Annotated in this window: 12 protein-coding genes; 6 read left to right on the top strand and 6 right to left on the bottom strand. The window is 70.0% G+C overall.

What is annotated here, in order from left to right; all coding sequences use genetic code 11:
- Positions 1–5: 5 nt before the first annotated feature.
- Positions 6–1,643: an acetolactate synthase large subunit gene (locus ACX9TP_RS16350; RefSeq protein WP_482980651.1), complete on the bottom strand. Its 1,638-nt coding sequence runs from the start codon at positions 1,641–1,643 to the stop codon at positions 6–8.
- 101 nt (positions 1,644–1,744) lie between these two features.
- On the opposite strand from ACX9TP_RS16350, the gene ACX9TP_RS16345 reads away from it, so the two are divergent.
- From ACX9TP_RS16345 to ACX9TP_RS16335, 3 genes are read left to right on the top strand one after another with little or no spacing between them, the layout of a single operon-like run.
- Complete coding sequence (locus ACX9TP_RS16345) at positions 1,745–2,629, top strand: LysR substrate-binding domain-containing protein (RefSeq protein ID WP_482980650.1); 885 nt, start codon at positions 1,745–1,747, stop codon at positions 2,627–2,629.
- A 48-nt stretch (positions 2,630–2,677) separates the two neighbouring features.
- Complete coding sequence (locus ACX9TP_RS16340) at positions 2,678–3,370, top strand: hypothetical protein (protein WP_482980649.1); 693 nt, start codon at positions 2,678–2,680, stop codon at positions 3,368–3,370.
- A gap of 8 nt (positions 3,371–3,378) precedes the next feature.
- On the top strand, positions 3,379–3,834 hold the full coding sequence (locus tag ACX9TP_RS16335; protein WP_482980648.1) for an SMI1/KNR4 family protein: 456 nt from the start codon (positions 3,379–3,381) through the stop codon (positions 3,832–3,834).
- Between the two features lie 18 nt (positions 3,835–3,852).
- Here the strand turns inward: ACX9TP_RS16335 and ACX9TP_RS16330 are convergent, their stop codons facing one another.
- Entirely contained in the window at positions 3,853–4,605 is a 753-nt protein-coding gene (locus ACX9TP_RS16330) for a ZIP family metal transporter (protein ID WP_482980647.1), read from the bottom strand.
- Positions 4,606–4,846: 241 nt separating this feature from the next.
- On the opposite strand from ACX9TP_RS16330, the gene ACX9TP_RS16325 reads away from it, so the two are divergent.
- Positions 4,847–6,274 (top strand): serine/threonine protein kinase, encoded by a 1,428-nt coding sequence (locus ACX9TP_RS16325; RefSeq protein WP_482980646.1) that lies wholly within the window; start codon positions 4,847–4,849, stop codon positions 6,272–6,274.
- Positions 6,275–6,650: 376 nt separating this feature from the next.
- Here ACX9TP_RS16325 and ACX9TP_RS16320 read toward each other — a convergent pair whose 3' ends face one another.
- From ACX9TP_RS16320 to ACX9TP_RS16310, 3 genes are all read right to left on the bottom strand, one after another.
- On the bottom strand, positions 6,651–7,742 hold the full coding sequence (locus ACX9TP_RS16320) for a trigger factor (RefSeq protein ID WP_482980645.1): 1,092 nt from the start codon (positions 7,740–7,742) through the stop codon (positions 6,651–6,653).
- A 6-nt stretch (positions 7,743–7,748) separates the two neighbouring features.
- Positions 7,749–8,810: a hypothetical protein gene (locus ACX9TP_RS16315; RefSeq protein WP_482980644.1), complete on the bottom strand. Its 1,062-nt coding sequence runs from the start codon at positions 8,808–8,810 to the stop codon at positions 7,749–7,751.
- 142 nt (positions 8,811–8,952) lie between these two features.
- Positions 8,953–9,654, bottom strand: a complete 702-nt coding sequence (locus ACX9TP_RS16310; protein ID WP_482980643.1) for a sigma-70 family RNA polymerase sigma factor — start codon at positions 9,652–9,654, stop codon at positions 8,953–8,955.
- Between ACX9TP_RS16310 and ACX9TP_RS16305 the strand changes: the two genes are divergently transcribed.
- Positions 9,638–12,565 carry a tetratricopeptide repeat protein gene (locus tag ACX9TP_RS16305; RefSeq protein WP_482980642.1) on the top strand — a complete coding sequence of 976 codons (2,928 nt, stop codon included), beginning with the start codon at positions 9,638–9,640 and terminating at the stop codon, positions 12,563–12,565. The genes ACX9TP_RS16310 and ACX9TP_RS16305 overlap by 17 nt on opposite strands.
- Positions 12,566–12,578: 13 nt before the next feature.
- On the opposite strand, the gene ACX9TP_RS16300 is transcribed toward ACX9TP_RS16305, so the two are convergent.
- Positions 12,579–13,217, bottom strand: a complete 639-nt coding sequence (locus tag ACX9TP_RS16300) for a glutathione binding-like protein (protein ID WP_482980641.1) — start codon at positions 13,215–13,217, stop codon at positions 12,579–12,581.
- 106 nt (positions 13,218–13,323) lie between these two features.
- Here ACX9TP_RS16300 and ACX9TP_RS16295 point away from each other — a divergent pair, with 106 nt between their 5' ends.
- Complete coding sequence (locus tag ACX9TP_RS16295) at positions 13,324–14,253, top strand: LysR family transcriptional regulator (RefSeq protein ID WP_482980640.1); 930 nt, start codon at positions 13,324–13,326, stop codon at positions 14,251–14,253.
- Positions 14,254–14,285: the final 32 nt, after the last annotated feature.

Raw genomic sequence — 14,285 nt, 5'->3', positions numbered from 1 at the left:
CGTGCTCACGATTCCACCGCGCTCTCGACACCGGCGCCGAGCGCCCGCGCGTTGTCCGAGTAGTCGATGGGCAGGTCGATGACGTGCACGCCGCCCGACTCCAGGCAGCGGGCGAGCGTGGCGCCGAACTCCGTGGCGCTCCCCGGGCGGTGTCCGCGTGCGCCGTACGCCTCCGCGTAGCGGACGAAGTCCGGGTTGCCCAGGGCCATGCCGAAGTCGGGCAGGCCCATCTCCCCCTGCTTCCAGCGAATCATCCCGTAGCCGTCGTCACGCACCACGACCACCGTCAGGTCGAGCTTCAGGCGCACCGCCGTCTCCAGCTCCTGCGAGTTCATCATGAACCCGCCGTCGCCGCAGACCGCGAGCACCTTGCGCCGCGGGTGGACGAGCTTCGCGGCAATCGCGGACGGCAGGCCCGCGCCCATGGTCGCGAGCGCGTTGTCCAGCAGCAGCGTGTTGGGCCGGCGGCTGCGGTAGTAGCGGGCGAACCAGAGCTTGTACATGCCGTTGTCCAGGCACACGACGCCGTCATCCGGCATGGCGCGCCGCACCTCCGCGACGAGCCGCGCGGGGTAGATGGGGAAGCGGTCATCCCCCGCGCCGCTCAGCAGCTGCGCGTCGAGCCCGGCGCGGGCGCGCTCGAAGGGCGTGAAGTCCCAGTGCGCGCGGGGGCCGACGCCCTCCGCGATGCGCCACACCGCGTTGGCGATGTCTCCCGTCACCTGCACCTGCGGGAAGTACACGGGGTCGACCTCGGCGGAGGAGAAGTTCAGGTGCACCACGGTGCGGCGGCCGTCGCGCATGACGAACGGGGGCTTCTCGATGACGTCGTGGCCCACGTTGACGATGCAGTCCGACGCCTCGATGGCGCGGTGGACGAAGTCGCCGTCCGACAGCGCGGCGGTGCCCATCCACAGCGGGTGCGTTTCATCCACCACGCCCTTGCCCATCTGCGTGCTGAAGAAGGGCATGCCCACGCGGTCCACGAAGACGCGGAGCATCTCCGAGGTGAGCTTGCGGTTGGCCCCCGCGCCAATCATCAGCAGCGGGCGGCGGGCCGAGGCGATGGCCTCCACCGCCTGGGCGATGGAAGCCTCATCGGCCACGGGCCTGCGGCTCACGCCGGGCGACAGGGGCGTGGCATCGGTGGACTCGCGGGCCACGTCCTCGGGCAGCTCCAGGTGCGTGGCGCCGGGGCGCTCCTCCTCGGCGCGGCGGAAGGCCTCGCGCACGGCCGAGGGGACGTGCTCCGCCGAGACGAGTGTGCGCGTGGACTTGGTGAGCGGCCGCATCATCCCGACGACGTCGACAATCTGGAAGTGGCCCTGCTTGCTGACCTTGATGGGCTTCTGGCCGGTGAGCATCACCATGGGCATGGCGCCGAGCTGCGCGTACGCCGCCGCCGTGACGAGGTTGGTGGCGCCCGGGCCCAGCGTCGCGAGGCACACGCCCGCCCGGCCGGTGAGCCGGCCCTGCGTGGCGGCCATGAACCCGGCCGCCTGCTCATGGCGCGTGACGATGAGCCGCATGCCCGCGGCACGCATGGACTCGAGCAGGTCCAGGTTCTCCTCGCCGGGCAGTCCGTAGATGCAGCGCACGCCCTCGGCTTCGAGCGCTTTGACGAACAGGTCTGATGCCTTCATCGGGTGCCTCTCCTTCGTGACGAGGAAGATGTACCCGTGGGCATCGATTCGTACATTCGTTTGTTCTCATCGTCCCGATAGATGGCATCTATGATGGAGCCATGGAGCTCCGCCACCTCCGCTACTTCTCCGCCGTCGCGGACACGCTGCACTTCGGGCGCGCCGCGCGGCGGGTGCACGTCTCGCAGCCCACGCTGTCGCAGCAGATTCGCCAGCTGGAGGAGGAGCTGGGCACGCCGCTCTTCGAGAGGGCGCGCGCCGGGGTGCGGCTGACACAGGCAGGGGAGTTGTTCCGCACCTACGCGTCCCGCGCGCTGGAGGACGTGAATGCGGGCCTGTCCGCGGTGGGGGCGCTGAGGGGGCTCACCACGGGGGCACTTCGGGTGGGCTACCCGCCGAGCATGCGCGGCATCGTGGTGCCCGCGCTGGCCGCGGTGCTGCGCAGACACCCGGGGCTGGCGCTGAGCGCGGAGGAGGCGGTGGTGCGGCGGCTGGAGCGAAAGCTCGCGGACGGCAAGCTGGACGTGGGGCTGGGTTATGCGCCCGCGCGCCTGTCCGACCTGGATGCGGAGCCCGTCTTCGACAGCCGGCTCGCGCTCGTCGTCGCGAGGGGGCACGCGCTGGCGGGTGTGGAGTCCGTGGGAGTGAAGCTGCTCGTGGAGGAGCCGTTCGCACTGCTGTCACACGGGCTGCGGGTGCGCTCCCGGGTGGACGCGTATTTCGCGGCGATGCGGCTCGCGCCCCGGGTGGCGCTGGAATCGAACGCGGTGGCCACGGTGCTCGCCATCGTCCGCGCGGGGTTGGCCGTCACGGTGCTTCCCGAGCCACGGCTCTCGGACGCCGAGCGCCTGGTGGTGAAGCGGCTGTCTCCGGCGCCGCGCTCCGAGCTGGCGGCGCTCCTGTGGCGCAAGGGCGCGCCCCGCCCGCCCGCGGCGGAGCTGTTCGCGGCGGAGGTGCGTGCACGGGCGAAGGAGGACGCGGGGTGAGGTCGGAGACAGGCGTTTCGTGAGTAGAAGCTCGCGGCGCGCTCCTGCGTGGCGAAGCCCTCCATTTCGGTAATCGATTTACATGAATTACTTGATATCCTGGCATACATGTCGAAGCTGACGTGCACAATCCTGACAGTGCTGACTGTGGTCGGCGCTGGTTGTGGCTCGGCCACGGTGAGCAGCAGCGGGAAACCTGCAGCGGCGAAGTGGGTCGGTCCCACCATGCCGGGCCCCGGAGGTGGCACCGTCAAGACGGTCATCTACTACGGGCCGTGGCAGTGTAATGCCGAGTACATGAATCGGTGCCAACGGCGCTGCGCGTCCGAAGGGCACACGCTGAAGGGGTGCATCTGGCTGGCCGACGTGAAGGGCGACTGGCAGGGGCGCTTCGCATTCCTGCCGGCGGAGGCCGGCGGAAGGCTGGCCATCACACACTGCTGTTGTGACTACCCCACTGTCAGTGACACACAGGCGCGACGGCTCACGTGGAAGAACGCTCGAGAAGGCTTCCGCAACGACTGGGCCCGCGAGTTCGGAGCATGGCCGAAGAGCGGAGGGGACCACTGGCCAGGTCACCACATTTTTGATTTGTGGCACGGTGGCGACCCAACAGCTCCCGGCAACGTCCTTCCGGTTCCTTCTGAAGTGCACAAGGCCATCAACGACGCCTACCCAGCATGCTACGCGGGGGATGCACGATGGACGACCGTCGGGTTCGACAGGCCGTACGTGGACTGAGCATGAGAATGGAGAACCTGCTGGCGGAAATATCGCGTTCTCACTTTCCGAACGCGCCAGCGACGCCCGCGCAAGTTGCGGCGTTCGAGACACGAGTGGGTTGGCAGCTCGACCCCGATCTTCGTGCGTTTTATCTGCATTGTGATGGAGGCACGCTCTTCCGCCCGCGGCCGGAAGCGGACTACCGCATCCTGTCGCTCGCTGAGATCCAACGTGCCCGCGTTGAGCTGCGAGGCGTGGACGACGACTCGAAGGGCCCCGCGTCCTGGTACACGCTGCTGTACCTTCAGGACTCGGACTACGTGCTCGTCGATGTGTCGCGGCAGCAGCAGGGGAGGTACCCGCTGTTGGACGCCTACCATGAGACGTACCCGCTCGAAGTCCACCAGATTGCCGTATCGTTCGGCGAGTTCCTGGAGCGAGCGCTCAGCAGTGGGAATTCGTTCTTCTGGCTGAATGAGTAGAGCGCCAAGGGCCCGGCTTCAACGCCCGAGCTTGCTGAGCACGAACGCGGCGAGGAAGCCGAGGACCGTGATGAGTCCCGTCAGGTTGTGGGTGCCCTCCGTGGCCTCGGGAATCATCGTGTCCGCCAGCATCGCGAGGATGGCGCCGGCGGCGACCGCCGTGGTTCCCGCCACGACTGCTGGCGACAAGTCTCGGAAGACAACGTAGCCGACGAGGGACGCGAGCCCGGAGATGAGCGCGATGCTGCCCCACACTCCGAAGATGTACCCCTTCGAACGTCCTGCCCGCTTCATTCCCGCCGCGGAGGAGAGCCCCTCGGGCACGTTGGAGAGGAAGACGGCGGCGACGGCCACCGTGCTCACCGCGCCACCCGCGATGAGGCTGACGCCGATGACGATGGACTCGGGGATGCCATCGAGGAGCGCGCCCACGGCGATGGCCGTGCCACTCCCTTCCGCGTCGGACTCGGAGGGCTGCTGGCCGGAGCGCTTGCGATGCCTGGCCCCTCGGTTCGCTATCGCGAGATTGGCCACGCTGTAGACCGCGGCGCCGGAGATGAAGCCCAGGGCCGTGGGCACGACGCCTCCCTGGTGGAAGGCCTCATCCATCAAGTCGAAGGAGAGCGCAGAGATGAGCACGCCCGCGCCGAAGGCCATGATTCCAGCGATGAGGCGCACCGGAAGACGGCAGGCATAGCCCACGCCCGCGCCCATCAGCAGCGCGCTCCCCGCGAGCAGTCCCCAGAGACCGGCCTGAAGCCATAGCGGCATCTCCGCTCCTCTCGCGCCCTCGCAAGGGCACGTGAAGCTCCACACCGTAGCGGCCCCGTCCCCTCGTTCGAGGACGTGAATCCTCCTGAGCCAGGCGAGTTGACGGCTGATGGACGAAGCGGGTGGAGCGCCGGCCATTGTAGCTCCCACGTCCACCTGGGAGATTGCTAATCAACCGCCCTACTCCGCGAGTAGTCTCCCGGGGTGAGCGGAGGGAGCGCCCCTCCCCGCGAGGTCATTCATGGAGATGGGCACCCTGAACCCGGCATACCTGCCCCCTGGGACGCAGGTCGGACCGTGGCGAGTATTGGAGCAACGTGGCCGGGGCACCTACGGCGCCGTCTACCGCGCCAAGGGTGTGGACACGGCGGAGGGCGTCGTGGCCCTCAAGCTGGCGCTGTACCCCGCGGATGCACGGTTCGCTCGCGAGGTGGAGCTTCTCTCCCGCGTCCGGCATCCGGCCGTGCCCGCGCTCAGGGACCACGGTCAGTGGCAGCCCCCGGGGGGCCCGCCCTACCCCTGGCTCACGATGGAGTTCGTGGAGGGCATGCCGCTGTATGAGTGGGCGCGGAAGCAGCGGCCCACCTCCCGTCAGGTACTCCTGCTCCTGGCCCGGCTCGCGCGAGCGCTGGAGGCCACCCATGCGGTGGGCGGAATCCACCGGGACGTGAAGGGAAGCAACGTGCTGGTACGGCATGCGGATGGGCACGCCTTCCTGACGGACTTCGGCTCCGGGCACCACCTGGGGGCCGCGACGCTGACCTCTCAGCCGTTCCCTCCAGGGACGCCAGCCTACCGCTCACCCGAGGCGTGGCGGTCCGTGCTCCGCGGCGACAGGAAGACCTGGACAACACCCTACGCGCCCACCGCCACGGATGATGTCTTCGCGCTGGGAGTCACCGCCTACCGGTTGATTGCCCAGCGCTACCCACCCACGCACCCGGAAGACGAGTCGTTGCAACGCGAGCGTCAGGACGACTTCGATTCGCGGTCCCCACAGGCGAGCAACGTCCGTTGTTCTCGGGTGCTGGACTCACTCGTTGCCCGGATGCTCGCGCCGCGTCCGGAGACGCGAGGAAGCGCTCGCGAACTGGCCGAAGCGCTGGAGCAGGCGGCCCGAGCAGCGGGGCCTGATGCGGATGTGCCTCTCTTCACCGGGGACGAGCCTCGGCCCTCTGATACCTGGCCCCCTCATCACGTCGAGCCTCATCCACTTCGAAGGAGAGGGTGGTCCTGGCTCGCGGTGGCGAGTCTGGGTGGGCCGATGGCGCTGGGTTTCGGGTGGACGCTGAACCCATGGCGAGAATTGGTGCGAACCGAGGTACAGGCAGCTGCGGTTACGGAGACACTTGATGCTGGCACAGTGGCCGTGGGGGACTCAGCGCTGACGGCGCCCGTTTCTTCCGTTCAGGCACCGTCCGCGTGGTCCCCCATCGCCCTGGACGTGCCGCCCAAACCATTCCCAGGGCAAAGCCGACCGGATGCCAATGGCCGTTGCTCCAGCAAGCTCCAAGTTCCCATCAATGGTGGATGCTGGGCGAAGCTGGCTGCGGACCCAAAGGAGTGCGACAAGGAGGGCTACGTGTACAAGGGCAACTGCTATCTTCCCGTGTTTCCACCCTCTCGTCCCGCTACCTCAAATCCTGCGGAGCAGCATGAAGCCCGATAGCAGACGCCGCGACATGCTCAGCTCGTGGCACCGATCCTGCGTTTCGAGTCTCGCGGTCGCGACATTGTTCCAATGGGGAGAAATGCAGTTGTCCCCGGGGCAGGCACCATCCGCGGGGTTGACCATCGCAGTCGACCTTCCACCGAGACCGCTTCCGGGGCAGACCCGACCGGATGGTACGGGGCGATGTCCCCATAGGTCCTACGCTCTCATCAATGGCGGGTGTTGGAAGAAGCTAGCAGTGGACGAGAAAGACTGCGTCGACGGGGACTACGTATACAAAGGCGGGTGTTACATGCCCGCATTTCCTCCCCGCCGCCCGCCCGTCTCAAGTCCCATGTTCCCCGCTGAAACTCCATAGCCGCGCAGTGGCAGTTCACTCGAATGTGGGCTCCACCTTCGACAGCACATGGTCCAGCGCCGCGGCATGCATGACGAGGTTCTCGAACCGCTGAAGCACGGCCGGGCTGGAGTCGAACAGCCTCCCCAGTTCATCGGAGTGAGCCCCCGCGATTCCCGTGATGGCGTCGTGGAGCGCCTCCGCATCCTCGTACGCCGGCCGCACTCCATCCCGCGCGGCAATGGCCTGGAGCGCCAGCGCCGCCTTCAGTCGCCACTCTGCATCGAGTCGCGTGGCGGCATCCGTCCTCCACCCCTCCCACGCCTCCGCCAGCTCGTCCGAGTTGAAGTCCTTCTCGACGAGCACCGGGCACTCCACCACGGCCCACCGGTGTCGAATCTCCTCATCGATGAGGCCCTGGGGCACCTCCACCTCCGTCCGCTCCACCAGCGCATCGAGCACCCGCTCCTGGAGCTCCCGCCGCGCCGCCACCTCGCGTTCCTCCACCAACGCCTCCGCGAGGTTCCTCAGGACGTCATCGAGCGTGTCGCCCGAGTCCAACAGTCGCGGGAGCTCATCGGGCCCGGCCTCCAGCGGCGTCACCTCGCGCGCGGCGCGGATGTCGACGATGAACCGCGCGGTGGCCCCACGTAGGGAGGCGACCGCATAGTCCTCCGGAAGCACGAGCTCCACCCCGAGGGACAGGCCCACCACCGCCCCGACCATCGCCTCGAAGAAGCCGGGAAGCAGCGGCTCGGGCGTCACGTCCGCCCACCAGTCCGTGCGGACCGAGAACGGAATGAGCCTGCCGTTGGCATAGCCCACGACGTCCAGCAGCACCTCGTCTCCCGCCGCCACCTCGTCCCCGGGCGCGCGCTCCCGGCGTGGCGCCTTTTCGCGGCACAGCGCATCGAAGCGCTCCAGGATGTCCTCCTCCGTGACAGGCGTCCGCGCGGGCACGACCACCGAGAGCCCCTCCAGTGAAGGCGCCTGCACGGAAGGAAGCCGGACCGCGCTGGCGCCATCCAGCGCCAGCGCGCCCGCGGAGCGCTTCAACAACAGCAACCCCTGGAGCTCTCCCAGGGACGACTCCGCTCCACCCTCAGGGGAGCCAGGCTGCATCGACATGGGACCTCACCAGAACTTGAGCTTGCCGAGCGCCTTCTTCGCGCCGTCCTTCACCGCATTGCCAATCTTCTCCGGGCCCACGGCGCCCACGATGCTCGACACGGTGGAGACCGCGCCGCCCACCTGCGAGACGATGGGGATGTTCGTCGCCGCCAGCGCCGAGCCGGCCGCGGTGATGCCCGCGGTGACCTTCTTGCCCACCGACGCCTTCGGGTCTCTCAGCGTCGAGTAGAACGCTGCACCGTCCGCCGCGGCGATGGCCACGTTGAGCCCGGGGACGAAGCGGCCACCCGCCTTGCCCGCGACCTTCGCGGCGTTCAGGCCCTGGGAGGCCATCGCCTTGGACGCGCCGTTGCCGACGGCCTTCTTCATCTGCGTGTCGGCGACGTGCTTCAGGTCCCTCACCGACACGTCACCGCCCGCCCGCAGGTACTTCTGGGCCATCTGCTTCGCGGTGGCGCCCGCTTTGCGCTGGATGTCGTGGCGGTAGTGAGCGGCGGTGTCCGGGTTCGGGTGCAGCCGCCCCGGCCGGGCCGCCTGCCCGTCGATGGCATCGCGGAAGCCCTTCGTCACGGCCTTCACGTTCCGCCGGGCGTCGCGCAGCTCCGTGAAGCCCTTCACGGTGTTGAGGCCCACGGACGCGAAGCTCGCCGTAGACCCCAGCGCCTTCTCGGCGCGCTCGCGGTTCCAGCCCTGCCGGAAGCCCGCGCGGATGTCGCTGACCATCGACGCCCCGGCGAACGGGAGCTGCGCGACGCCGAGCGTCCCACCCAGGCCCGAGGCGGTCCGCGTGAAGGGACTGTTGCGCGCGGTGACGGTCCGGTGCGCATTCTTCGAGATGTCCCACGGGCCGAACTGGAGCTTCTCGGTCCGTACGTCGCGGCCGCCCTTCGCAATCATCCCGAGGTCGGCCACGCTCTTCACGCCGTTGGCGCGCAGGCCGTTGCCGTCGTTCTTCTCCGCCACGCGGTCGATGACGTCCTTCTTCGGTTCCTTCTTCTTCGGCGCGGGCGGCTTCGGCTCGGCCTTCTTGATGGGAATCCTGGGGGCGTCTCCAATGGGTCGCATGGCGGGGGCTCCGGAAAAGAGGGCTGCCTCATTTCCAGGACACACACCCACGCCAAGTGGCGCACGCGAATCGTCGGAGGCTCGCGCACCACGACATAAGCCCTTGATATCCGTGTGCTTCCGCCGCGCCGGACGCCGTCACTCAGAACGGTGTCGGGTCTTTCATGGCGGTGCGGATGCTCAGGTCGAGCTGGCTCTGGAGCTCGCGCAGCAGGCTGCCGAGCGCGGGCGTGTCCACGCCGATGCGGGCCGCGAGCCGGACGCGGACCTCGTTGCGCAACCACTCACGTGAGTGCGCGAGCCAGCGCTTCACGGTGGAGCGGTCGACACGGTAAGCGCGGGCAATCTGCGCCGTCCCCAGTCCCTCCACCAGGTGCAGCCGCAGCAGCGTCCTGTCTCGCGGCGGCAGCGCCTCGAGCGCCTCCTGGAACACCTCGGTGAAGTCCTTCCGGTAGCGGTCCTTGATGTAGCGCCGGTCCGCCTCGTCGATGGGCGCGGCGACCTCTTCCAATGGGGAGTCGTCCAGGCCGACTGTCCCCTTCCGCTCGCGCAGCATGTTGAGCGCGGTGCGCAGGGCCGCCACGCGCAGCCACGCCAGCAGCGTGCCCTCCCCGGCGTAGTCCAGAATCCGGGGCAGCCGCTCTCCCTCGGGAACGAAGAGCTTCACCCGGAGGAGCTGGAGGGCTTCGTCCGCGGTGGTGACGTCCAGGCCCCGCAGCAGCAGGGACTTCTTGAGTGGAGGAATGAAGCGTGACTCGAACGTGGCGAGCGCCGCCGCGTCGCCCCGAGCACACGCTCGGGCGAGCGCCAGGTCTTCCTGAGGGTCCGTGTCGTTCATCGTCATGACCACCCGCGTCGGCTATCGTTCCCTTGTCATGGACTGCCTCGACACCCCACAACTCTTCGCCTTCGCACGGGGCGAGCTGGGCGCCGGGGAGACCGTGGCCGTGGAGCAGCATCTGGATTCCTGCGCCGTCTGTCGAGCGCTCCTCGCCGAAGCCGCGCGGGCCCAGGACGACGAGGACGCGCACAGCTCCGGCGCCGGGGAGGCCGAAGACCCTTCACCTCCAGTGCGCCCATGGCTCCAGCGGGGGGCCCTGCTGGGGCGCTACGTGGTGCTCGAGCGGCTTGGCGCGGGAGGGATGGGCGTCGTCCACGCGGCGTATGACCCCGAGCTGGACCGCCGGGTCGCACTGAAGCTCATTCGCATCGATGCGGTCCGCCCTGCCCGGCAGGAAGAGGCCCAGGCGCGGCTGTTGCGGGAGGCCCAGGCCACCGCCCGCGTCGTCCACCCCAACGTGATTACGATTCACGACGTGGGCCGCTTCGGGGAGCACGTGTTCCTCGCCATGGAGCTCGTGGATGGCACCACGCTTCGCGAGCACATGCGCCGCGGGGAGGACACGCGGGACTGGCGCGCGCTGCTGGAGCTGTTCCTCCAGGCGGGGCGCGGGCTGGCCGCGGCGCACGCGCAGGGGCTCGTCCACCGCGACTTCAAGCCCGACAACGTCCTGGTGGGCCGGGACGGCCGCGTCCGCATCACCGACTTCGGCCTCGCGCGCATCGTCCAGGGACTCGAGGACGCCCAGGAGCCCGCGTCCGAGCCGCGTCCGAGCGGTCTTCGAACCGGCGCTCTCACGCGCTCGGACCTGCTGCTGGGCACGCCGGCCTACATGGCGCCCGAGCAGACGCGCGGGGCGACACCCGATGCCCGCAGCGACCAGTACAGCTACTGCGTCGCGCTGCATGAAGCGCTGTATGGCAGGCGCCCCTCCGCGTCCGACGTCGCGAGCGGCCTGCGCTCCACGCGCGAGGCGGGCGTGCCGGCCTGGGTGCACAGGGCCCTGCTCCAGGGACTCGCGACCTCGCCGGAGCAGCGCCACGCCTCCATGGACGCGCTGCTCCGGCAACTGGGCCGCGCGCCGGGCGCGACGTGGCGCCGGGTGGGCATCGCCGCGGCCGCGGGGCTGCTCCTCGTCGCCGGGGGCGCGGCGCTCCATCGCTCCACGTCGGGGGACCCGTGCGAAGGCAGTGCGCGGGCCCTCACCGGCGTGTGGGATGCGCCCCGGAAGAGCGCCGTGCGGACCGTCTTCGCGGCGAGTCCCCTCCCCTTCGCGCCGAGCGCCTGGCACGAGGTGGAGCGCACGCTGGATGGCTACTCGCGCGACTGGGTGGCCGCGAGCCACGAGGCCTGTGTCGCCACGCGGGTGACGGGACTCCAGCCGGAGCGGCTGCTGGACAGGCGCGTCATCTGCCTGGACCAGCGCCTCAAGGACCTGTCGGCCGTCGTGGACACGCTGGCGGGCGCGGATGCCCAGGTCATCCAGAACGCGGCGCGCGCGGTCCATGGCCTGGAGAGCCTGGGCCCGTGCGCGGACCTCGCGACGCTCGCCTCGCCGGAGCCTCCGCCCCAGGATGAACCCACGCTGCGCCGGATGGAGGGCATCCGCACCGGGCGCGCGGCGGTGAGGGCGAAGCTCAACGCCGGACAGGTGATGCCCGCGCTGGAGCTCGCGAGCACGGTGGCGTGGGAGGCGCACGAGGTGGGCCATGGCCCGCTGGAGGCCGAGGTCCTCGACCTGCTCGCGGAGGTGCAGGGCCAGGCGAGGAAGTACCGCGACGCCATCCGGACGCTGCACCGGGCCATCCAGGCCGCGGAGTCCAGCCGGCATGACCGGCAGGCGGCGGAGTCCTGGGCCGCGCTGGTGCGCCTGCTCAGCTTCGTGGGCACGGACCTGGACCCGGACGAGGAGACGCCTCGCCACGCGGCGGCGGCGCTCAAGCGCCTGGGAGGCGACGCGCGCATCGAAGCGATGCTCTCGCGCAACCTCGTCAGCCTCCACCGCGCGCGGGGCCGGCTGGTCGAGGCCCTGGAGGAGAGCCACCGCGCGCTCGCGATGGCGCGGAAGACCTTCACGGCGGAGGAGCCGGAGCTCGCCACGGCGCTGCTCGGCGTGGGCCAGACGCTCGGGCTGCTCGGACGCCATGAGGAGGGCCTGCCCTTCCTGCTGGAGGCGGAGTCCATCTACGCCCGGACGTATGGCCCGGAGCACCCCAACCTCGCCGTCGTCCTCGACTCCATCGCCGTGCACCGGGTGCAGGCGGGAGACGCTGCGGGCGCGCTGGAGCACGGCCAGCGCGCCCTGGTCATCTTCCAGCGCGTCCTCGGCGAGGAGCACCTGACGACGGCGAGCACCTTCCACAACCTCGGCGGCTTCCTGCTCGAGCTGGGGCGCGCGGAGGAGTCGCTCCAGTCCTTCGAGCGCGCGGCCCGCATCCGGGAGAAACAGCTGGGCCCGAAGGACACGAAGGTCGCCTCGTCCCTGTCCGGCATGGGACGCGCGCTCGCGAAGCTGGGGCGCTACCCGGAGGCGGCGGAGCACCACGAGCGCGCCCGGGCCATCCGCGAGCAGGCGCTGGGGCCCGGCAGCATCCAGGTGGCCATCGACCTGCTGGGGCTGGGCGTCGACTTCGTGGGAATGGGCGCGCCGCGAAGGGCCCGCGCGCCCCTGGAGCGCGCGGTGGCCATCTTCGAGCGGGAGCCGCCCGAGACGGCGGGGGCCAACCTGGCGGATGCCCGCTTCGCGCTCGCCAGGGCGCTCGCGAGCGAGCCCCGAGAGCTGGAGCGGGCGCGGCGGCTCGCGGGCGCCGCGGGGGACTACTACCGGGGCCTCCCCCGAGGACGCCCCCGGGAGCTCGACGCCATCGAGCAGTGGCTGGCGGCCCGGAGCTCGCCCGCCTCCGCCGCCCGGTGACGAGGCCCCACGCTCACGCGCTGGCCTTGTGCCGCTTCAGCTCCTCCGCGTAGAGCTTCGCCTCCTCCGCGAAGGCCTTCGCGATGCTCGGCCGCTCACGCAGGCGCGTGACGTAGGCGCTGATGGCGGGGTACTTCGTCAGGTCGATGGGCGTCACCACGCACCAGTTCAGCACCGCGAACAGGTACGCGTCGGCGACGCTGAAGCCGTCCAAGAGGAACTCGCGCCCCGTCAGGTGCTTCTCCAGGTAGGCGAGGCGCGAGGCCCCCTTCTCCAGCGCGTAGGCCTTCGCGGCCTGGGGGGCCTTCTCGTCGAGGAGCGGCGCGAAGAGGGCCTTGTGCAGCTCGGTCCCGATGAAGCACAGCCACTGCCGCAGCCGCGCGCGGCCCCTGCTGTCCGTCGGGGCGAGGTTCGCCCGGGGGAAGACCTCGGCCACGTGCTGCAGGATGGCGGCGTTCTCCGTGAGGAGGTCGCCGTCAGCGGTGCGGAGCGTCGGCACGAGGCCGAGCGGGTGGACCTCACGGAAGTCTCCTCCCTCGGACGTGCGCTTCGTCTTCGGGTCGACCTCGATGTACGTCGCCTCCGCGCCGGCGTCGTAGAAGGAGATGCGGGTCGCCAGCGAGCAGGCCAGGGGTGAGAAGTAGAGCTGCATGAGAGTGACTCCGAAGGGTTGGGACTCGTTCCCCGCGTGGGAACGGACGCAACAGTGCGCATTTCGAGTCGATGCATCCAACGCATAGTTGGCATAGGCTCGATGCATGGATGACATCGGCCCTCCCCCCAACCCCCGCCTGGACATCCGAGACTTGCGCGTCGTTCTCGCCCTGGCGTCCGCCGGCACCACCGCGCAGGCGGCCACCGTGCTGCACCTCACGCAGCCCGCGGTGAGCCGCGCGCTCCTGTCGGCGGAGGACAAGCTCGGGGTACGGCTCTTCGACCGCACGCCTCGCGGGCTCGTGCTCACCTCGGCGGGAGAGCAGCTCGTCTCCGGCGCGAAGCGCCTCCTCGTCGAGTGGGGGGACCTGGAGCACCGCGTGCGCACGCCGGTGGCCCCTCCCGTCCGCCTTCGCATCGTCTGCGAGTGCTACACCGCCTACCACTGGCTGCCTTCCGCGCTCGTGAAGCTGCGCCAGAGCCTCCCAGGGCTCCAGCTCGCCCTGGCGGTGGAGCACACGCAGGCCCCGGTCTCCGCGCTCGTGGCGGGAGACATCGACGTCGCGCTCATCACCTCCGCCACCCTGCCGCGCACCGGGCTCGAGGTGCGGCAGGCCTTCTCGGACGAGGTCATCTTCGTCATGTCGGCGACGCACCCACTGGCGGCGCGCAAGACGCTCACGCGGGACGACCTGCGCGAGAGCACCCTGCTGACGGGGCAGACGCCCCCCGAGGAGGTGCACTGGTTCATGACCCGCGCGTTCGGCCGCGAGCGGCCGAGACTTCGCTTCGAGCGGCTGCCGCTCACGGAGGCCATCCTCGACGTGGCCCGCGCGGGCCTGGGCGTCGCGGTGCTCTCCGAGTGGATTGCCGCCCCCCACCTCGGCAAGGGAGACCTGGTCGCGAAGCGGCTCACCTCCGGACCGCTGCGCAGGCCCTGGCGCATCGCCTGGAGGCCCGAGGTCGGCGACGCCGCGCTCCGCCTCGCGGCCGCGCTCGAGCCCACCGTCCCCCGCGCCCTCGCCGTGGGCTGAGCCCCGGCGCATCATTTAAGGTTGCGCTTAAT

This window comes from Pyxidicoccus sp. M15, assembly GCF_056858435.1.
This window is presented reverse-complemented; position numbering and strand designations above follow the sequence as displayed.